General features: G+C 71.8%; 9 protein-coding genes. 1 reads left to right on the top strand and 8 read right to left on the bottom strand.

What is annotated here, in order from left to right:
- Nucleotides 1-21: 21 nt before the first annotated feature.
- The 8 genes from ABH926_RS41715 to ABH926_RS41680 form a co-directional block, all read right to left on the bottom strand.
- On the bottom strand, nt 22-15330 hold the full coding sequence (locus ABH926_RS41715) for a hypothetical protein (protein ID WP_370371932.1): 15309 nt from the start codon (nt 15328-15330) through the stop codon (nt 22-24).
- Nucleotide 15331: 1 nt separating this feature from the next.
- The gene (locus ABH926_RS41710; RefSeq protein ID WP_370371931.1) at nt 15332-15712 is read right to left on the bottom strand and encodes a WXG100 family type VII secretion target; all 381 of its coding nucleotides are present in this window, start codon (nt 15710-15712) and stop codon (nt 15332-15334) included.
- Nucleotides 15709-16137, bottom strand: a complete 429-nt coding sequence (locus ABH926_RS41705) for a YbaB/EbfC family nucleoid-associated protein (protein WP_370371930.1) — start codon at nt 16135-16137, stop codon at nt 15709-15711. The genes ABH926_RS41710 and ABH926_RS41705 overlap by 4 nt, the downstream gene beginning before the upstream one ends.
- A 178-nt stretch (nt 16138-16315) precedes the next feature.
- Nucleotides 16316-17230 (bottom strand): hypothetical protein, encoded by a 915-nt coding sequence (locus ABH926_RS41700; RefSeq protein WP_370371928.1) that lies wholly within the window; start codon nt 17228-17230, stop codon nt 16316-16318.
- A gap of 2 nt (nt 17231-17232) precedes the next feature.
- Complete coding sequence (locus ABH926_RS41695; RefSeq protein ID WP_370371926.1) at nt 17233-17928, bottom strand: hypothetical protein; 696 nt, start codon at nt 17926-17928, stop codon at nt 17233-17235.
- Nucleotides 17928-18554, bottom strand: coding sequence for a hypothetical protein (locus ABH926_RS41690; protein WP_370371924.1), 627 nt, complete (start codon nt 18552-18554; stop codon nt 17928-17930). The genes ABH926_RS41695 and ABH926_RS41690 overlap by 1 nt, the downstream gene beginning before the upstream one ends.
- Nucleotides 18555-18605: 51 nt before the next feature.
- Nucleotides 18606-18896: a WXG100 family type VII secretion target gene (locus tag ABH926_RS41685; protein ID WP_370371922.1), complete on the bottom strand. Its 291-nt coding sequence runs from the start codon at nt 18894-18896 to the stop codon at nt 18606-18608.
- Nucleotides 18897-18979: 83 nt separating this feature from the next.
- Nucleotides 18980-19321, bottom strand: coding sequence for a WXG100 family type VII secretion target (locus ABH926_RS41680; RefSeq protein ID WP_370371921.1), 342 nt, complete (start codon nt 19319-19321; stop codon nt 18980-18982).
- 127 nt (nt 19322-19448) lie between these two features.
- On the opposite strand from ABH926_RS41680, the gene ABH926_RS41675 reads away from it, so the two are divergent.
- Complete coding sequence (locus tag ABH926_RS41675; RefSeq protein ID WP_370371920.1) at nt 19449-20144, top strand: response regulator transcription factor; 696 nt, start codon at nt 19449-19451, stop codon at nt 20142-20144.
- The last annotated feature ends 30 nt before the right edge of the window (nt 20145-20174 follow it).

Raw genomic sequence — 20174 nt, 5'->3', positions numbered from 1 at the left:
TCGTCGCTGTTCCTATTCCGGTCAGGGCGCGGGCATCCAGCTGAGGATGGTCGGCCAGTAATGATCCATGATCACCGATATCGCGGCGTTCAGGGGCGGGGCCGCGGGGCGGATCTCCCGGTCCGGGTGGTCCAGGATGGCCTGGATCGCGGTCTGGGCGGGGGAGCCGGCGGGTAGTTCCGCGCGCAGCCGGGTCAGGGCATTGCGCATGGGGGTGTTCAGCTTGGACGTGTCGCGCACGATCAACCGCAGTGGCAGCGGGACCTCGTGCCCGGACAGGCTTTGCAGGACCACCGCCTTCTTGCTGAAGTCCAGGCGCTCGCCGGCGTTGAGATACAGGCCCGCGAACAGGGCGTCGCGGTCTGCGGCGGTCAGCCCGTCCGGGTCCGGGTCGAAGCGGGTCGCGGTCCAGTCCAGCGACGCCATCAGGTCGGTGCGGTCCTCCGGTGGGAGGTCGAGGTCGGCCAGGCGGGTGTCGACGAAGGCGCGGAAGCGCGCGTACGTCACGTCCGTGGTCACCTCCGTCGGCTCCGGGTCCGGCGGGGGGTTGTCCTGGTGCGCCTGGTCGCCGAGCCAGCCGGGCAGGGCGATCGAGCGCTGCTGGGCCGTGGCCCGGCGGAAGTGGATGTTGGCCGGGGCGACGAAGCCGTTGTCGGTCAGTGTCGAGGCGGCCAGGTGGCGGTCGTGGTGGACCAGCGCCAGGAACGTCCGCACCTCCGCCGGGTCCTGGGTCGCCAGTTTGGCGAACAGCGCCGGCATCGCCTTGTCGATGGTCAGGTGCTGGTTGCCGAAGCGGGTCGCGGCGCCGTCCCGGACGATGTCGCCGGTGAAGTGGCCCAGCATCAGGGACTTGTTGTGGAACAGCATGCGCTGGTTGCCGTTGGTCTTGACCTGCACAGGCTTGGGGTTGCGGGGATCGTCCAGGGACAGCCGGTCCTCGGGATCGAAGCCCTGGGCGTTCTCGAACCGGCTCATGTGGCCGGCTGTGAGCCGGGTCGTTCCCACGTGCGGCTCCCCGTTGACCAGGGTCACTCGTCGGGCGAACGGCGAGCCGTCGACGTGGACCCAGACGTGTTCGTCGTTCTGCAGCCGCGTTGTGAGATCCGTGAGTGCCTGCTGGGCCTGTTCGGGATCGTCGAGCGCGAAGGAGACGGGATCCACTGGCTCGTTGTGCGACGCGTCCGGATCCGAGGTGTCCGGCGCCAGCTGACGCAGAGCTTCCCGGATGTCATCGCGATCCGCCGGCACATGCTTGGCCAGCGTCTCGACCGTCTTGTCGTCCAACAGGTCCGACAGATCGTCCCGCATCTTGTTCATGTGCTGGTCGATCAGGTGCCGTTCGAACAGCGAGTCGCCGGTGGTGGTGATGACGCCGGCCAGCGCGCGCAGCGGTTCGTGCGCCTCCTGCGGCCAGGTCTCGATCTCGTCGTCGGTGCGCGGCAGCGTCCGGGTGAGCAGCGTCAGCGCGGACGTGCGCCCCAGCTTCTGCCCCGGCGCCAGCTCCAGCTTGACGCCGCCGTCCGGCGAGAACCGCCGCCAGGCTCCGGTATCAGGCTGCTTACGCTTCGGCGTCGGCCGCGGCACGCCGTTGGCGTCGTACTTGTACAGGTTCTCCGAGACGTACGTGTTGCCGTTCTTGTCGGCCCACGCCTTGTCGTTCGGCGCGATGACGTCGACGCCGAGCTCCTTGGCCAGTTCGTGGGCGTATCCGTGGTCGTCCATGCCGGTGTAGCAGGAGAACAGCCGGATCGGCCGCTGGTTCCGGGACCAGCCCTGGTCCGCGCGGATGAGGGCGGCCATCTCCTTGACCGACAGGTGTCCGGCGCCGACGTGGGTGGAACCGGGCGAGCCGTGGAGTGCGACGGTGAAGTAGCGCGTGTCGGGGCCGGCCTTCATCGCCTCGATCGCCGGCTTCAGGCCCTTGTCCGAGTCGTGCTTGAGGTTGCGGATCCACAGCACGTCGTCCGTGCCCTCGGTGTAGCCCTTCTGGAAGTGCTCGACCCACGCGGTGCGGGCCGCGGGGTCCGCGAAGTCGTGCCCGACGTGTACCTGGAACGCACCGGCGTCGCGGCGCAGCCGCAGCTCGACGATCGAGACCCGGGCGTAGGCCTGGCCGGTGGCGTTGTACAGGTCGGTGTGCTCGAACCTCTGCTGCTGCTCGGGCGGCAGCGAGTCGGTGTATCTCTCGACGGCGGCGTGCAGGTCGTTGACGGCGGCCAGGTGCCCGCGGTCGTCGGTCTGCCGGGCCACGGCCGCGGCCTTGTCGGCGACGTCCTGGTAGCCGGTCTGGCTCCGGAACTCGTCGTACTTGGACTTGCTCATGTTCGCCAGCGCCTCGCCGACGAGCTTGACGTCGTCCTGGTGCTGCTTGATGACCGCGAAGGGGTGCGCTTCCCCCTCCTGGAACGCCTCGCGCAGTTCCTCGACCGTGTCCGGCAGGTGCGTCGGGATCAGCTCCGCGAGCTCGCCGAGGCGGTCGTGCGGCAGGCCGATGGCGTCGGCGACCTCGTGGACGTGGCCGGTGGTCACCTGGTGCCAGGGCAGGTCCGCGCCGGTCGCCAGGCGGCCGATGGTGCTCAGGACGTAGTCGGTGCCCAGCGGCAGGTGTTCGGAGCGCTGGCCCCAGTCGCCGTACACCGCCAGGACCCCGTCGCCGTAGCCGGCGACGTTCGTGTCGTCGGGATGCACGTCGAAGTGCTCGAGGGCGCCGTCGTGGAACTTGATCTCGTGCGGGGCGTCCTGGCCGGTGTGCACGGCGACGAAGTCGGAGGCGTCGAGCAGTCGCCGGCCGGCATCGGTGATGTCGACGGTGCCGTTCTCCTGCTGCTCGCCGAGCTGGTGCCCGATCTCTGCGGCGTTGGTGCCGGACTCGCGGATGTCCATGCCGACCATGTCGCGGCGCAGGGTGAGGCGGAGCATGACGCGGTCGAAGCGGGCGTCGTTGTAGAGGTCGGCGCCCTCGCGGTCGGCGGCGGTGTACAGGCCGCGGCCGAGGTGGATCCAGCCGAGCTTGTTCAGTGGCTCGATGCGGCCGTTGAGGTGGGCGACGGCGGTGCGGATGTCGACGAGCCGGTAGACGGTCGTGCCGGCCGGGATCGTGTGGACGGTGACGGAGCCGTCGGTGGGGTGGGCGAAGGGGGCGACGAGCGGGGCGACGGAGGCGTGGGTGGGGACGGTGGGCGGCGCCGGTTCCGGTTCCGGGCCACGGACCTCGTGGACGGCATGCAGGACGTGGTCCCGCGACTGCAGGCCGGGGACCCGCTCCAGCAGCGCGGCTTCGGGAACCGTGCCGGGGGACAGGCTGATGCGCATGATGAGGCGGCGGAAGTCCTCGGGCGAGGTGTCGCGGGCGAGGTTCTCCAGCTGGGTGAGCTCATCGGGCGTGAACCGGCTGAGCTCGTCGCGGGTCGCGGCATCGAGCGGGATCGCGTCCAGGGCCGGCTCTTCGCGCGGGGGCTCGGTCTCGGGGTGCGGGGCCTGGTCGTGCGGAGCCTGGTCGTGCGGGGCCTGATCATTCGGCGGCTCGTGCGGTGCGACCGGTGCCGGCTCTTCGCGCGGCGGCTCCGGCGGCGCCACCGGCTCCGGCTCGCCCCGCAGCTCCCGAATCTTCGCCGCCGGCACCCCGAGCGCCTCCGCCCCGGCCGCGTCCACGTGCACCAGCACGTCGACTGTCGTGGTGCCCGGGGCGCCGCCGCGTCCGAAGTCCAGCTTCAGCTCGATCGGCACGTGCACCGCGAACAGGCCGCCGGGCTGGCGGTCCCAGCGCGGCCGGGTCTCGGTGCTGTGCGTCTCGCTGGTCTTCTCGCGTTCCTCGACGGAGCGGCCGACGCCGGCGCGGCCGCCGACGGTCACGCCGTGCGGGGTGACGCCGCTGGCCGAGATCTGGCCCTTGGTCTCCTGCTTCGTGCTGGCGGTGTGCTCGGTCGTGGTGCCGACGTCGCGGTGGCTGAAGGACTCGCGTTCGGCGCCGCTCTTGAGGAACGCCACGCTTTTCGGCGCCTTCAGTGTGCCCTCGACCAGGACGCCGCGCTTCATCATCAGCGTGCGCCCCGCCAGGTCCACGCCGCGGAACTCGGCGCCGCCGGGCTTGAGCACTTCGTGCAGCGACGCGCCGAAGGTGCCCTTGCTGAGCACCGCGGCGTCCGAGGGCGCGTGCCGCTGTTCGGTGCCGCCGGCCTCGCGGAACAGGGTGCTGATCTTCTCCTGGCCGTGCCAGTCCAGGGCGACCGTGGTGTCCGGCAGCTTCGGCCGGGCGCCGGGTGTGCCCTCGGCCGGGGAGGGCGTCTCGGGCGTGTCGTGGCTGTCGAGGGTGTGCGTCGTGCGCTCGAAGACGCGCACCTCGCTCACGTAGCTGCCGCCGACCGTCTTCTGCAGCGTCTCGGGCGGACGGTCGCCGAAGTGCAGGTTCCACAGCGGGTGCGAGAGCCGGGTGATCGTGTACGTGTACTCGACGTCCTGGCGGTACTCGTCCACCACATCGCCCGAGAAGCGCAGGCCCTCGGACTCGATGTCGCGCCGGGCCCGGGTCTGGACGTCGGCGGAGCCGCCGGAGCGGGTGTGCGTGGCGGTCGCGGTCAGGTGCGGGGTGTCGACGCCGAAGGTCGCGGCGCCGGAGGTGGTCTGCGAGCTGCCGGAGCGCTCGCTGGAGGTCGCCACGTCCGCGTTGTACATCTTCGCGCCGCCGGTGGCGTTGGTGTCGTGCAGCACCGGGCGGCCGACGGTCCTGGCCTGGATGCGCAGTTCGTACCGGCCGCCGCTCACGGTGACGATCGGATGCGTCAGGCCGCCGTCGCTGAGCTTGCGGATCTGCGAGGCCAGCGTCGGGGTCTGGAGCAGGTCGCGGACCTGCTCGTTCAGGTCGCGGTCGCCGAACGCCGCGTCGGCCTTGGCCGTCGCCTCCAGGCCGAGGCCGCCGTCCGGGCGCGCGCCGACCGGGCCGAACAGCATCCCGGACTTCAGGGCCGGGGACGGATCGCCCTCTCCCGGGGCTTTGAAGCCCTCGAAGATCTTCTCGGCGTCGTCCGCGGGGAAGTCGAAGAGGTCCCGCCGGTCGTGCAGCTCGCTGAGCGGCACCATGACCAGCGTCTCGCCGACCGTCTCGACCGGCCGGTCGTCGGGGCCGCCGACGCCGGTGACCCGGTGCCGCACCTGGGTGCGCACCAGCGCCATCTGGACAGTCTTGGCGGTCATAAGACGCGAGGTGTTCTCGCCGCGCCCGGTGTTCGAGCCCTGGGCCGTGTCCCGCGAGTGGCTGACGGTGGCGCCGCCGGTGAGGTCGTCGCCCGCGCCGCCGCCGAACCCGGAGCCGCCCTTGCCGGCCCGGACCTCCAGGTCGTGGTCCACCATGGTGCCGGCCTCGCCGTGGCTCTCGACGTAGACCGCCATCGTCTTCAGGACCTGCGGCCGCCCGGTCGGCGTGACGTCCCAGTGCACGCCCGGCGCGACCCGCACGCCGCCGCCGGACAGCAGCGGCAGCTCCGCGGCGAACCGGCCGGTGCCGAACTCGTGGGACAGGTCGGGGTTCCTCTTCGCGATCTCGGTACGCAGCGCGTCCATCCCGCCGCCGGTGACGGCCATGTGGATGGGCGTGGTGGTCAGCGGCGAGTGCTCGTGCGCGGCCAGCGGACGCAGCGGCAGCGGCTTGCCGAGCCCGGCCGTGGTCTTGACCAGGTCCGAGGACACCCACAGGTGCAGGCCGCCGTCGACCCCGCCCTCGATCGGCTTCTCCGGGTGCTCCAGCCTCCAGCCCAGCCTGCCGCCGACGTCGAACAGCGTGCTGCCGCTGAGGCTGCGCGTGTACTGCCGCACGCCGCCGGACACCGTCGAGCGCGCCGCCTTCGTTTCCCGGCCGCTGATCGTGGCGCTGAACAGGCCGTTGCTCTTGCCCAGGCCGAGCGAGCTGCTCAGGGACAGGTCCTGCTGCCGGGAGCTGCGGATCCTCGAGGTCTGCGACGCCTGGTGGACCGAGATCGGCATCAGCTTGTCGTCGGTGCCCAGGGAGGTGGCCTCGGCGGGCTTCAGGTCGGCCAGGGACAGCCGCAGCGGCACGTCCTTGCCGTCGATCCGGAGCTTGACCGTCACGCCCTCGCCGGTCAGCGCGTCGGCCCGCTGGACGAGACCGGGGCCGGAGACCGCGGAGACGATGCGGCGCCAGTTCTCGTGCTTGTCGTCGGCGCCGTGCAGGAAGGAGCCGGCCGGATCGTGCCGGAACAGCGCGGCCAGCTCGCCGGACGCCTCCTCCGGCAGGTGGTCGGCCAGCTTGGTCGTGAGGTCCCGGTACAGGCCGTCCAGGTTCGAGAGCTTCTTGACCTGGCCCAGCGGCAGCCCTTCGGAGGTCATCAGGTGCGGGTCGAGGCTCGCGGCGTCCGCGGACGCGGGCTTGCGCTCCGGCGTCCCGTCCTGGCTGATCAGCCGAGCGTGGTCGGCGGTGCGCAGCCGGATCCAGGCGGTGGCGTTCGGCACGCTGAAGTGCTCGCTCCGGTCCTCGCCGATGGCGACGTGCAGATCGAGCTGCGACTCCATCTGGTAGGACGCGTTAGTGTCCTCGGCGCGCACCGTGCGGGTCACCGTGAACGCCGATTCCAGGCTCGCGTTCTCGGTCCGCGTGCTCGCGCCGTTGACGCCGAGGGTGGCGGTGCTGTCGTGGGACTTCCCGCCGGCGGTCAGGCTGGCCGGCAGACCGCCGCCGCGACCGGTGCTGACGCCCTGCTTCACGGTGTGCCGGGCGACGGTGTCCATCTTCAGGCCGGCGCGGGACTCGCTCACCTGGGTCAGGGTCCTGGCTATCGCGTGCGCGCCGAGGGTGATCGGGATCTTCGTGCCGGCGCCGTCCTCGGCCGTGACCGACGTGGACAGCGCGGCCCGGCGCAGCGGGTCCGTGCTGTGCAGACCCGCCACGTTGTGCGGGGAGGAGAGCTCGGCGAAGTAGGCGTCCACGTCGGCGCGGCCCTTGTCGCCGAGGACCAGGCCCTTGCCGTGCAGATCCGCGAGGAACCGGTGCTTCAGCTCGTCCCCGTAGCCGGTCCGCTCGGCGAGCAGGTGGTCGATCGAGGGGTCGTCCAGTGCCCGGGTGACGGCGCGCGGCTCCTTGTCGAAGCCCTCGGTGGCGGTCAGGTGCTCCTGGATCCGCAGCTCGACGGTGTGCGCCGGGCCGTCGGCCGGCGGCACGTCCTGCACCCAGTGCCCGGTCGCGGTGTCGGTGACCTCGATGTGCACCTGGGTCTGGACGGTGTGCCGCGCGGTGCCGTCGGAGGGGTCGAGGTAGATGTCGCCGCCGAACGCCTCCGAGGAGGTCAGCTCCCGGCTGCGGATGCGCGAGGCGCCGGCGTTCGCGCCGAGGCTCAGCGGGCCGAAGCCGGTCTTGAGGCCGCCGTCCACGGTCAGGGTGCGGCTGGTGCCGTGGCTGCCGCCGCCGTCGTCGCCGGTGCGGAACATCCGGCTCTCGTTCTTGGCGGTGGCCTGCGACTCCTCGACCCGCTCCGGGCCGGTCCTGAGCAGGGCTTTGAGACGCGCGTCGTAGGCGTGGCCGTCGCGGGTCACGCGCAGCGTCAGACCGCTGTCGGCCATCGCGCCGAAGCCCTCGCGCAGCTCGGTCGGCAGCCCGACCTCGAAGTGCAGCGGGCCGCGGCCGGGGATCAGCGCCCGCAGGCGGGTCTCGATCTGCTCGTGGCCGCCGAACTCGGTCGGGGTGAACAGCCCCGGCAGCTCCTTGGCGTGGGTGCGGGACGCCGCGATGTGCTCGGGCGGCAGGCCGTGGCCCAGCGGCGGCCGCGGGGTGCCGGCGCCGTTGAGCCGGCGGCGCATCGGCCCGGCGAGGAAGTCGGGGTGCTGATACCGGCCGTCGCCGGACCCGGCGGCGGTGAGCAGCCGCCGGAAGGAGTCGGCGCCGGTGCCGCTCTCGCCGTCGAGCGGACGCAGGCGGTCGCCGAGCTGCCGGTAGAACGTCTCGGGGTCGCTCTGGCCGCGCCGGTCGTAGGACGCGTGCGCGAGCTTGGCGACCTGCATGGCGCGGCGCATGTTCCGTACCGTGCCGGCGTCGGGGTCGGCCGGCGCGTGCTCGCCGAAGGCCTGGTAGTAGACCAGGGCGGCGTCGCGCTCGATGGTGTGCCGGTCGGACCACGGGACGTAGGCCTCGTACCGGACCCGCGACCACGGCGCGCGGACGAAGTCGCCGTCGTCGTGGAACAGTGCGCCGTCCAGCGCGCTCAGGCTGCCGGGCCTGCGGGCCCGGGTCGCCGCCGCCGCGAGCGTGGCCACGCCGGTCTCGACGTCGTGCCCGGGGCCGAGGAGCTGGTGGACGAGGTCGGTGAAGTCCGAGACCCGCGGTTCGCGGCGGGGGTCGGTGAAGGCCGGGAACTTCTTGAGGCTGACCGCCGCGAGCTTCTTCAGGCCCTCCGGCGGGATGAAGCCGCCGAGGCTGTCGGACAGGGTGCGGGCCTGGGCGTCGGTGATCTCGGTGCGGGGCCGCGGGGGCGCGGCGGTGCGCGCCGGACGCGGCGCCGGCGCGGGCGTCTCGTCGCGGGCCGCGAGATGGCGCTCCATGGCCGAGGCCGACAGGCGCTCGTTCGGGTGCGCCGCGCGGAACGAGCCGATGTTCGTGCTGAGCCGCTGCACGAAGTCGAGCTGGGATTCGCCGGGTGCGCGATCGCGATCACGGTACAGCCCGAGCTGGCGGCCGAGGTCCTCGATGTCGGCGTAGCGGATCGGCCGCTCCAGCGCCGCCGAATGCGCCGGCAGCACCTCGCGGTGTGCCTCGACCGCCGACCACAGGGCGCTGAGTTCCGCGCCCGGGTGGTCGAGGTCGGGATGGAAACCGATGCCGTCGGCGACCGTGAGGACGTCGGTCCACGTGCGTGCTTCGCGTTCGGTCGGCGGCCGGTCCGCGGTGAGGGATCGCGGCACGTCACCGGCCTGGGTGTCGCGTGCCTTCCGGTACTCCAGGTGGGTGCGCCAGGCGTGCTGGTCGACCGGGCCGAGGGTCTTGAGCGCGGTGTACTCGTCGCTGAGCTTCCGGACGCGTTCCGGCGTGGCCGTCGCATCGGGGCCGAAGCGGTGCCGGATCACGTCCTGCACATGCGCCGGCCTGACGACGCCGTTCCCTCGGTCGGCGCGCGCCAGCATCAGCACGTTGTGCGCCTGGCGGATCGAGGCGGTGTCGGAGGGCGCGGCGTCCGGGAACAGCGCGCGGTGGACCGCCGACAACTGCCGCGCCGTGACCGGATCGACCGACAGGCCGGCGCTCTTCGCGTGCGCGGTGACCGGGTCGTAGACGTAGGCGGCGTCCGATCCGGAAGGCGGTGCGCCGTGGTCCGGACGGCTCCGCGCGTCGGACAGCGCGTCGAGGGCCTGCTTCACTTCGGAACCGGCCGGGGCGTGCTGCTCCATCCACTGGATGGTGTCCGGGGTGAGCACCTTGTCGAGCGCGTCGCGGGCCGATTCGGAGACGTCGAAGGCCTTCTCGCTGTCCCCGCCGGTCTGGCGCATCAGGTGTTGCCAGTCGCCCACGATCTTCTGGGTGACCGGGTCCGCGCCGGCCAGGGTGTCGCCGAAGGGGCCGGCGATGGCTCTGCTCAGGACGGTCAGCGCGGGCTTGCGGCCGAGGTCCGCGGAGTCCAGGCGGATCGGGGCCCGGCCGGCGCTGCCGTCCGCGTTCACGGTGCGCGGCGAGAACACCCGGTATGCGCCGTCGGTCTCCTTGACCGGCCGGTAGGTGCCGTCGGGGCGGCGGACCAGGGTGCTGGCGTACGGCTTGCCGTCGCGCACGCCCCACACGACCGTGTTCGGCGCCTTGACCTCGACCCCGAGCAGGTCGGCGAGCTGCTGGGCGAAACCCTCGTCGTGCTCGCCGGTGTTGCAGGCGACCAGCCGGATCGGGCGCGGGTCGTCCTTCCACTCCGGGGTGTGCTGGAGCAGGTTGGCCATGTCGCGGGCGCTCAGCGTGGTTTTGCCGACGTGGACCTGCTCTGGCGAGCCGTGCAGGACGACGGAGAAGTGGCCGGGGTCGGCCAGCATCGTCGTGGACGTGTGCCGGGTCTGCATGTCGTGCTGGGACTGCGGATCGCGGATCCAGATGCCGCTGCCGTCGGGGCGGGCCTCGACGTACTCGGCGCGGAAGCGGTCGGCCTCGGCGGCGTCCTGGAACGCGGGCAGGTCGCGCCTTTCGACCTCGGGGTCCGGCCCGTACGCGCGCAGCTGGTCGGACAGCCGGCGGTGGAAGCGGGAACCCTGGATCGCGGTGCGCAGGTCTGCCGGCTCCAGATGAGCGACGTTGACGTGCAGCCGGCGCAGGATCTCCTGGCGCCGCGCGTGTTCGGTGGCGTCGCCGGCGTTCGCGATCAGGTCGCGGAAGTGCGCCGGCGGCAGGTGCGCGACGAGCGGGCCGAGTTCGTCGAACTCGCGCCGGGTCTCGGCGGCGTCGTCCTTGAACTGCTTGCGGGTCGCGGGTGGTTCGGGGTGGGAGGTGCCGTAGTGCTGGTCTTCGGCGGCCGGGGGCTGATAGGGCTGGTCCGGGTTGCGCCGGGCGTCCCGCACCAGGTCGTTGAGGCTGAAGGGGCCCGACTCCGGGCTCAGCCGGAAGGTCCGGTCGGCCATGGCGACGGTCCAGGCCCCGGGGTCCGTGATCGTGCCCAGTTCGGGGTGCCTGGCCGTGAGCCGGCGGCGGAAGTCGGCCATGTCGTCGAGCGTCAGCGGCCTGGTGGAGACGGCGCGGTCCGCGGTCTTGTGGTAGAGCCCGATCAGCTTCCACATGCCGCGTTCCTGGTTGGCGCTCAGGTGGCCGATCTGGGTGCGCAGCGCCATCACGTCGACCGCGCGGTCCCAGCGCCGGTCGTGGTCGCGTGCCGAGAGCGCGCGGATCCCGCCCCGGCCCGGCGGGCGGGGGCTCATGTTGCGGGCGAACCTCTCAGGGTCCTGGCCCTCGGGGATCGCTCTGGCGTATTCGGACAGGCGCCGGTACTCGGCCTGGGTCCGCTGGCTGCGGCGCATCATGTGGCCGTGATCGGCCAGCAGCGTCGGCAGGTGTGCGGCGTTGTAGTTCCCGTTGTCGCCGATGCGGAACTCGACGAGGTCGCGCAGGGCCTTGTGCGCCCACAGCGGGTCGGTGCGGTCGCTGCGGGGCGAGGTGATGCGCAGCAGGTCCAGGACCTTTACGGTCTGGTCCACCTCTGTTTTGTCACTCAGGTATTCGCTGCCGAACAAGCCCTTGTGGAGCTGGTAGACGTCGCGGGCGTCCTCGATGGGCAGGTGCCCGAACCCCGCCTTGTCCATGTCCTCGCGCAGCCACCTGTCCTCGGGCGTGGTGGGGTCGTATCCGGCCGCGCTGTGCAGGGTGCCCCGCGGGAACAGGCCGCTGTCGTTCAGGTAGGTCTTGACCGAACGCGGGACCGACTGGCTGAGGAAGAGCGGGTCCTTGCTCCGCTGCGAGTTCTCGAAGCGGCCGGACAGCACGATGTCAGGCTTCGGATACTTCTCGTTCGGCCAGGTCTCGTGCATGGTGTGCAGGACGGCGTGCCAGATCCGGTCCCGGTGGTCCGGCGCGGCCTCGGCGATGACGTCCATCACCGAGGGCAGGTGGAGCACGCCCTCGCGGTTGGCCGCCTCGCGGTGCAGGATCGTGACGGCCGCCTTGACGACCTGCTCCGGCGCCGGATGGGCGCGCGGCGGGCCCGGCGCGGCGTTGGGGTCGGGGACCCACGTGGACGCCGAGCCGGCCTCGATGTCCGCGTGGTCGATGCCCCGGAACCACCCGCTGTCGGTGTTCTCGGTGTCCTCGGGCCTTCTGACCGAGGCGGCCAGTTTGGTGAAGAACCACGGCGTCGGGCCGGTCCGGTTGATGACCTCGGCGCGGACGTTGCGGTGGTAGAGCCGGGCCGGGCGGGTGATGCCCCGCCAGGTCTCCATCTGCCGGTCCCTGCCCTGCGCGCCCTTCTCGGCCAGGATCTCGTTCAGGGAGAGCGCGTAACGGTCTTTCAGGGTCGCGCGGTACTGGTGCACGATCCGGTTGCCGGGGGGCGCGATGAAGGCCGAGTTGTTCTGCTTGCCCTCCAGCCGGGACAGGGCGAACTGCCCGTGTCCGGTGTCGGCCTGGATCTCCTCGATCCGGGTGCGGAGGTGTCCGGTGGCCCGGTTGTCGCCGTCGGTGTAGACGCCGCCGAAGCGGTGCATGATGTCCATGCGCAGCAGGTCGCTGGCTGTGGCGTAGCTGAACTTGGTGCCGCGGGCGCGTTCGGTGGCGATCTCGGCGTGCAGTTCGGCCCGGTCGCCGCCGGCGAAGACCTCGTCGATGTTGGCGAGCTTGATGTCGTGGTTCCCGGCCCAGTCCAGCATCTGCTGGATCTGCTCCTGGCGTTCGGTGCGCGGGGCGTCCGGGCCCTGCCGGCGGAGCTCGTCGATCTCGTGGCGCGGGACGTCGGTCCACAGCACGGAGGTCAAGCCGGTGGTGGCGGCGTTGTCCCGCATCGTGTCCCGGAAGCTCTGGTGGCCCGCGTCGCCGGTGTGCAGCGGGCCGCCGAGCCAGATGCTGTGCAGGACGTGCGGGATCCGCGGCGGGTCGTGCTGGGCTCCGGGGCCGCTGAACAGATCGGCGAGGTCGTGCGGCGGGCCTTCCGTCCGGGCCAGGTCGATGCCTTCGAAGAAGCGGTCCAGGTTCTCCTGCGGCAGGTCGTCCAGCCGCCGGCCGCCCAGGAAGCCGGGCTTGGCCGGGACGTCCCGGACCCCCATGACGTCCGGGCCGCCGGTCGCCTCGAAGCCGTCCTCGGGCCGGGCCGTGCCGTTGTGCGGGCGGCCGGCCAGCTGCATCAGGTCGCTGACGTTGCGGTTCGGTTCCCGCGGCACGGCCGGATGCGGATTGGCGGGGGCCATGAGGCCGCGGTCGTTCGGATCGTGCGCGCCGCCGGCCAGGCGGTGCAGGGCGTTGCTGACCGAGCCGGTGGGGCGGCGGGTGAGGGCGCCGTGGCCGCCGCGCGACGATACCGGGACGCGGGACCGCCGGGTACCGCCGGTTCCCGTGGTGATGTGCGACTTCGGGGCGGTGTCGGAGGTCTCGGTACTGCGCGGCTTCTCGCCGCTGCCGTCCGGCGAGCCGTCCCGCGCGGTCTTGGCGCGGTCGCCGGGCAGCGGGTGCGGGGTGCGCCGGCTCAGCTTGCCCAGCGGCTTCGTCTCGGGGCGCAGTGCCCGGTAGTGGTTGCGGCCGTCCTCGGTGGTGACCCGGTGGATGTAGACGCGCTTGGCGGAGTCGCCGTTCAGGTGGAACGCCGGCTTGTCGTCGCTGACCACGACGACGTCCAGGCCCAGCGTGTGCGCCACGGCTTGCAGCATCTCGCCGCCGAGCGGGGTCTCGGCCAGGGTGCGCTCGCGGATCGCGTAGTCCAGGAGGTCGCGGTGCTGCGGGACGTCGCCGCCGGCGTCGACCTTGGCCTTCGCGTAGGCGGCGAGCTGGGCCATGCCCTTGTCGCCGTCGGAGGTGTAGTGGTCCTCCAGCGCTGAAAGGACCGTCGCGGGATCCTGTTCCAGGCGGCGGGAGAGTTCCTGGACCGGATCGGTGACCTTGCGTTCCGGGAAGCCGGTGAAATCGCGCGGTCTGGCCGGGCCGGCCAGGTCCAGGGCGTCGATATGCGAGCTGGACGAGGCCTTCGGCGGGCCGATGCGGTCCAGGACGGTGCGGGCGCCGTCCGGGGAGAGTTCGCCGAGCAGGACGGCGGAGCCGGGACGCGTGTCAGTGCTCTGGGAACCGACCTGGTCGGCGATCCGGTTGCGGAACTCGCGCATGCCGCCGTCGGTCGACAGGTCCAGGCCCTCGGCGTGGATGCTCTTCTTGGTCACGCCCTGGCTCAGCGCCGAGTCGGCCAGCGAGGCGACGGTGCAGTCGCCCTCGCCGGCGACCTCCTTGGACACGAACTTCTCGCCGCCGCCGCCGAGCGCGACGCGGGCCTCGGGCGGCTCCCCGCCGACGATCGGCTCGCCGACGGTCTGGCGCGGGTCGTAGACGGAGCCGAGGTGCTCGACGCTCCCGTCCGGGCGGACCATGCGGAAGCCGGAGCCGCCGTCGCTGCCGGGGACGCGGATCGAGCCGTTCGGGCCGTTCTCGACGGTGCCGTGCGGGACGACGATGTCCACGCCCTTGTCGGCGGCCAGGGTGCGGATGCCGTCCAGCTGGGCCGGCGGGACGTCTTCGAGCACGGTGAAGCGGGGCTTCGGGGCGCCTTCGGGATGGTTCTCCAGCGTCTTGTCGATGACCGAGCCGAGGCGCTCGTTCAGCGGCGGGGTGCCCTCGGGGTGCGTGACCTCCGGGTCCCCGTACCAGACGGTCTTGGTGCCGTCGGTGGAACCGGGCTGGCGGCGGACGTTGAAGGAGAAGTCGTTGGTGCCGGTCTTGTTGTCCTCGTAGGCACCGTTGGGGCGGACCCAGCTGTCGCCGTTGAGGAAGTCCTCGTTCATGTGGAAGTCGTCGAACGGCTTCACCTTGACGCCGGGAGCGTGGTGCAGGCCGCCCATGGCGGCGCCGAGGGCCGCGCCCTGCAGCAGGCTCAGGCCGTCGATCGGCTGGCCGTTGATGCCGTCCATGATCAGCGAGGTCACCGTGTTGTTGGCGACCTGGGTGGCCATGTTGGCCCACTTGGGCGGGGCCCATATCAGCTTGTTGGCATCGGTGACGCCGGCCTCGGCGGCCTTGAAGAACTTCGGGGCGCCCTTCATCAGGGCCCCGGTGAGCGCGCCGTCCACGGCGCCGCCGATGGCGCCCATCTCGATGGTGTTCAGCGACAGGTTGCCGTCGAAGCCGGAGCGGTCGCGCTTGACGAGGACCTGGTAGCCCTGGACCGCGAGGTCGCCGGCCTCCATCATCACGGTGTTGGTGACGACCTTCTCGACCATCTGCGTCAGCAGCTTGGGCACGGTGGTGCGGATCGCGGCGATGCCGGCCTCGGCCACGGCCATGGTGGCGCCGAAGGTCTCCGGGGCGTTGGCGATGGCCTCGACGATCATCGGCGCCATGATCGCCATGTTGATGACGGCGGTGCCCTTGCTGTACTCGGCCTGCAGCGCGGCGTCGTGGATCTCCACGGCCATCGCCCGGGCGCCGACGGACATGCCGGGCATGCCGTTGTTGACGACGTCGCGCAGGTTGTCGGTGTACTGCGTCATCGCCGGGCCCGAGTTGGACAGGTTGGCCAGCCGGACGGTGTCCACCATGTTGGAGTTGACCAGGTCGATCTTGTCGCTGAACCCGCCGACCTGCTCGCCGAACCGGGCGATCTTGTCCTCGTCGGCGTCCGGCCACTCCGAGCCGGTGAGCTTGAAGAGCCAGCGCAGCGGCTCGGGGAGGTCGATGCCCATGTCAGGGCTCGTGCGGGGTGGTGTGCGTGCCGCTGCCCGGGGTGTGCGGCGCGGCCGGCGGCAGGTTCAGGCTGTCGCCCATCTTGGTGATGCCCTGGAGCGAGGCGTCGTCGGTCGCGCGGTAGTCCGCGGCCATCTTGACCATGCCCAGGCTGATGCCCTGGACGCCGTCGCGCGCGCCCTTGACGCTGTCGGCGAGGTTGCGGACCTGGGTGACGTAGTTCTCCCGGAAGCCGCGGCTGAAGTCGTCGTTCCCGATGCCGATGTCCCCGGACAGCAGGGCGTACAGCTGGTCGTGCACCGAGGTCATGTCGGCGACGTGGCCGTCGAAGGCCCGGCCGTGCTTCTCGAGGTCGTCCGGGTCGGCCTGGATGTCGGTCACGACGCACCCCCGCGCAGGAACTCCGAGATGTCGAACTTGCCGGCCATGATGTCCTCGAACGGCAGCACCGCCCCCTCCCGCACCGGCGCCATGACGTCGGCGACCTGCGCGGCGTACTCGGCGCGCGCGGCGGTGACGGTGTCCAGCAGCAGCCGCGAGAGCTCGGCCGGAGCCATGTCGCGGTAGGCGCCGGTGTGGAAGGTGAGCTCGGTCAGCGCGCCGCCGGCGCCCAGCCCCACGGTCAGCGACCGGTCGCGCGAGCGCACGCTGACGGCCAGCTCGGCGACCCGCTTCTGGGCGTCGGCGATGACCGCCATGCGCCGCTCGGAGTCGGCGACGAGCTCGGCGAGCTTCGCGCGGTCGAACGCCAGGCGGGGGTGGCCGGGAGGGACGTCGGCGGCGGAGGTCTGGGCTCCGGAGGTCATGGGCGCGGGCCTTCGGTGTGGTCTGTGGTCTGTGTCTGAGTCTGAGTCTGTGGTCGTGGTCGTGGTCGTGGAACGGCGGGGGAAGGGCGGGGTGCGCTCGTCCGGGCGCGGACATGCCGGTACGGCGGCCGGTCAGCACTTGGAAGAGTACTGACCGGGCCGCGGTACGCGGTACGTCTCATCGGCGGCCGCCGGGTTCGGGAAGGGCGCCCAGGACACCGCCGAGGGCGTCGCTGCGGGCACCCCAGACTTCCTCGTCCTCGGTGAGCCAGGTGTTGCGTTCGCGTTCCTTGTTCTGGCCCTGGCCGCCGCTGCCCATGCCGCCCATGCCGCCCATCGGGAAGCCGCCTTCGCCCCCGGCTTCGGCGCTGCGGGCCGCGGCGGCCTCGTCGGCCGCGGTCTTGCCGGCCAGGTCGGCGGCGTTCGGGTCGAGGCCACTGGTGCCGGTGCCGGTGAAGTTGCCCGCGCTGCCGGTGCCGCTGCCGAGGCCGCCGGCACCCAGGCCGCCGCCGAGGCCGCCGAGACCGCCGAGACCGCCGAGACCGCTGCCGAAGGAGCCGCTGCCGCCACCGCCGCCGCTGCCGAAGCTTTCGCGGGGCAGGGACGAGAACTCCGATGTCGGGGTGCGGATGCCGGACAGCATGCTGTCCGGGGGCGGGGTGAAGCCGCCGCCGCCGCCGAGGCCTCCGCCTCCGCCGCCGAAGCTGCCGGAGCCGCCGCCCAGCCCGCCGCCGAGGCCGCCGTCGCCGCCGCCGAAGCTGCCGGAGCCGCCGCCGAGGCCTCCGCCTCCGCCCAGCCCGCCGCCGAGGCCGCCGTCGCCGCCGCCGAAGCTGCCGGAACCGCCGCCCCCGCCAAGCAGGTTCTTGTTGTTGCCGAGGTCGCCGCCTCCGCCTCCGCCGCCGAAGCTGCCGGAACCGCCGCCGCCGCCGCCGAGGTCGCCGCCTCCGCCGCCTCCGCCGCCGCCGAGGTCGCCGCCGCCCCCGCCGCCTCCACCGTCCCCGCCGCCTCCGCCGCCGTTGTCACCGCCGCCGTCCGGGGGCGGGGTGATGTTCGGGTCCTTGTACTTGGTGTTCTGGATGTTGAAGAAGGGCATGGCTACTCGTTGAGTGCGGTCAGGGCCGCGTCGTAGGCCTGGACCATCGCGTCGCCGGCGCCGAGCATCGTGCCGGTGTAGCTCAGGTCGCCGCTGAGGGTGACCGGGGTATTGCGGTCGTGGCCGTCCTCGTAGGTCGAGCCGGCCCAGATGAACCCGGCCGCGTCGCCCATCGCCTGGTTCATGTGCGCGATGTGCAGCAGGTTGTTCGGCCCCGCCTCGTTGTACTTGTGCATCTCCGTCGACAGCGCGGTGACGTAGTCGGTGAACGACTTCAGGACCGACTTGAACGCGTCCGCCGCCGGACCCTTCCAGCTCTCCAGGATGCTGTCCCGCGCGGTGTTGACCGCGGTGACGTAGTTGTCGAGCATCGCGCGGATGCTCAGGATCGCGTAGTGCGCGGTCTCCAGCGTCAGCGGCTTGGCCCAGGTGCCCTCGGGCGGCAGGGAGCCGTAGGAGCCGTCGCCGCAGCCGCCGACGATGGCGGTGATGGCCTGGTTCCAGGTATAGCCGGCGAAGCCCTTGCCGGTGGCCGGGGCGGTGGTGTCGTCATGCCGGTCGCTGGAGCCGGGCGGGTTTCCGACCGTGACGTTCAGCGTGTAGCTGCAGTCCGAGCTGGAGCTGGTGGACGTCGTACTGGTCTTCTTCGGCGGCGGAGGCGGCGTCTTCTTGGGAGGCGGTGTGTACTGGTCGGCCATCACGAGCCTCCGTTGCCGTTGCCGTTGCCGTTGCCGTTCCCGTTTCCGGATCCGCCGTGGTTGTTCAGGTAGTTGTTCAGGTTGTCCGTCAGCGCGCTGCCCAGGGCCTGCAGGTCGGTCTCGATCTGCTGGTCGCCCTTGTCGTAGTCGTCGGCGACCTTCTTCAGCGTGTCGGCCAGCATCGACACCATCACGTAGAGGTTGCCGTCCGACATCTGCGTGCTGTTCGGGTCCTGGATCAGCTTCGTGTACATCGTCGACAGCTGCGTGTCGACGGTGTTCTTCAGGTTGTAGGCGCTGGCGATGTACGTGTCGTCCTTCGCGTAGCCCGGCAGGATGCCGACCGCGGTGACGTCGGGGCCGGCCATCGCGCTGCCCTTGCCGGAGCTGCGCCCGGCGTACAGGTCGTAGCGCAGCGGTGCGCCGGCGTAGCCGCCGGTCGCCGAGCAGTCCACCAGCCAGGACGGTCCGGCCGTGAACAGCCCGCCGTCGGCGGTCAGGGTGTCCGAGAACCAGGTGGCCAGGGCCCGGATGGCGTCGGCGTCGGCCGCCACGGTGCCGATCGTCGGCCCCGGGATGGCGGTGTGGGAGCTGACGCTCCAGCTGTCGCCGGAATCGGTGGTCACGGCCGTTCTCCTACTCTCACGCTTGCGGACTGGTCGGCGGGTGGAACTGCGTCACATCGTGTGCCAGCGCTTGGTGGCGGTGTTCTCGGTGTGCACGATGCCGTCGGTGATGTTGTTCAGGTGCAGGTTGAACTGCAGCAGCATCTCGTTCATCGAGTTCGCGGCCCGGTCCCAGTTCTGCTTCTGGGTCTCGTAGGCGTCGCCGGCGGGGCCGGTCCAGGTGGACTTCAGCCGGTCGCCGTAGGCCTGCAGCTGGGCCAGGCGGTCCTCGATGTTCTTGCTGGCGGTGCCCAGGGTGCTGACGAGCTGGGCCATGTTGTCGGTGTTGGCGACGAAAGCCATTACGGTCTCCTTACGGTGCGGGGGTGGTCGCTGAGCGGTCGGGGTACGAGCCGGGCCCGCCGCGGGGGCGGTCCGGGGCGGGGTCACATGCCCAGCAGGGCCTTCTGGGCCGCCGTGTAGTCGTCGCCGCCGCCGATGCTCTTCACGACCTGCACCGCCCACTCTTCGTTGTCGGCGTAGTCCTTGGCGCTGGCGCCCAGCACCTCGCGCATGGTCTCCAGGGCCTTGCAGATGTCGCCGAACTGGATCAGCCACTGGTCGAACAGCTCGCGGTACCGGTCCGCCGCGGCGCTCTGCCACTGCAGCGCGTCGTGGTCGGCGCGCACCGGCGCGACGAAGCCGTTCAGGTCGTCCAGGGCCCGCGAGAACTCGCCGGCCGCCTGCGTCATCGCTTCGTGTTCGTGCTGGAGTGTCGGGTCAGCCATCGCGGGCTCCTGTATCTGCTTGTTCCTGCCGGTCGTCATTGAAATCCCAGCAGGCGCCGCGGATGCGCAACAAGGGGCGGTCCGTGAGATGTTGAGCAAATGGTGAGCCACCCGCGAAAGTGGTCTCATGAGAGTTCTGGTGACCGGACTGGGGCGGCGGCGCAGCCGCACGATCAGCGGCGGTCTGGCGATTCTGGGTTTCGACGTCCGCGAAACCGATGCGGACGCCGATCCGCAGGTCGCGGCTGATGTGGTGCTGCTGGACTGCGGTGTGGTCGACAACGAGGTGCTGGCTTATGTGCGTCGCCTGCGGCGCCGCACTCAGGCCCCGATCATCGCGGTGACGCAGCACGTGGACCTGCAGGCCTGGCTGCGCGGGCACGAGGCGGGCATCGACGACTACGCGGTCCAGCCGTTCGGCCTGCAGGAGCTGGCGGCCCGGCTGCGGCTGGCGGTGGCGCCGGGCCGGGAGCAGACGGCGCCGCCGGTCCCGGCCGGACCGCCGCGCCGGCTCACGGCCGGCCCGCTGGTGGTGGTCGAGGACTCGCGGGCGGTCACGGTCCACGGCACCCGCATCGATCTGCGCCCCAAGGAGTACCAGCTGCTTCTCGTGCTGCTGCGGCAGCTCGGGCGCGCGGTGCCGCGCGAGGAGCTGGTGGCGCAGCTGTGGCCGGCCGGCTGGGAGGGCGCGGAGCGTTCGCTGGAGGTGCACGTGGCGTCGCTGCGCGCGAAGATCGCCCTGCCCGGGATGATCTCCACGGTGCGCGGGGTCGGCTACCGCATGGTGACGCCGGAGTCGTTCCATCGGCTGACGGCGGCGTGAGGCGGAGCCGGCGTGCCCCACTCGCCGGAT

This window comes from Catenulispora sp. GP43 (genome assembly GCF_041260665.1).
In the GTDB taxonomy this organism is placed as follows: Bacteria; Actinomycetota; Actinomycetes; order Streptomycetales; family Catenulisporaceae; genus Catenulispora.
This window is presented reverse-complemented; position numbering and strand designations above follow the sequence as displayed.

Coding starts and splice junctions, on each gene's coding strand:
- ABH926_RS41715 (WP_370371932.1), bottom strand. CDS start 15,330: ATGGGCATCGACCTCCCCGAGCCGCTGCGCTGGCTCTTCAAGCTCACC.
- ABH926_RS41705 (WP_370371930.1), bottom strand. CDS start 16,137: ATGACCTCCGGAGCCCAGACCTCCGCCGCCGACGTCCCTCCCGGCCAC.
- ABH926_RS41700 (WP_370371928.1), bottom strand. CDS start 17,230: ATGCCCTTCTTCAACATCCAGAACACCAAGTACAAGGACCCGAACATC.
- ABH926_RS41695 (WP_370371926.1), bottom strand. CDS start 17,928: ATGGCCGACCAGTACACACCGCCTCCCAAGAAGACGCCGCCTCCGCCG.
- ABH926_RS41685 (WP_370371922.1), bottom strand. CDS start 18,896: ATGGCTTTCGTCGCCAACACCGACAACATGGCCCAGCTCGTCAGCACC.
- ABH926_RS41680 (WP_370371921.1), bottom strand. CDS start 19,321: ATGGCTGACCCGACACTCCAGCACGAACACGAAGCGATGACGCAGGCG.
- ABH926_RS41675 (WP_370371920.1), top strand. CDS start 19,449: ATGAGAGTTCTGGTGACCGGACTGGGGCGGCGGCGCAGCCGCACGATC.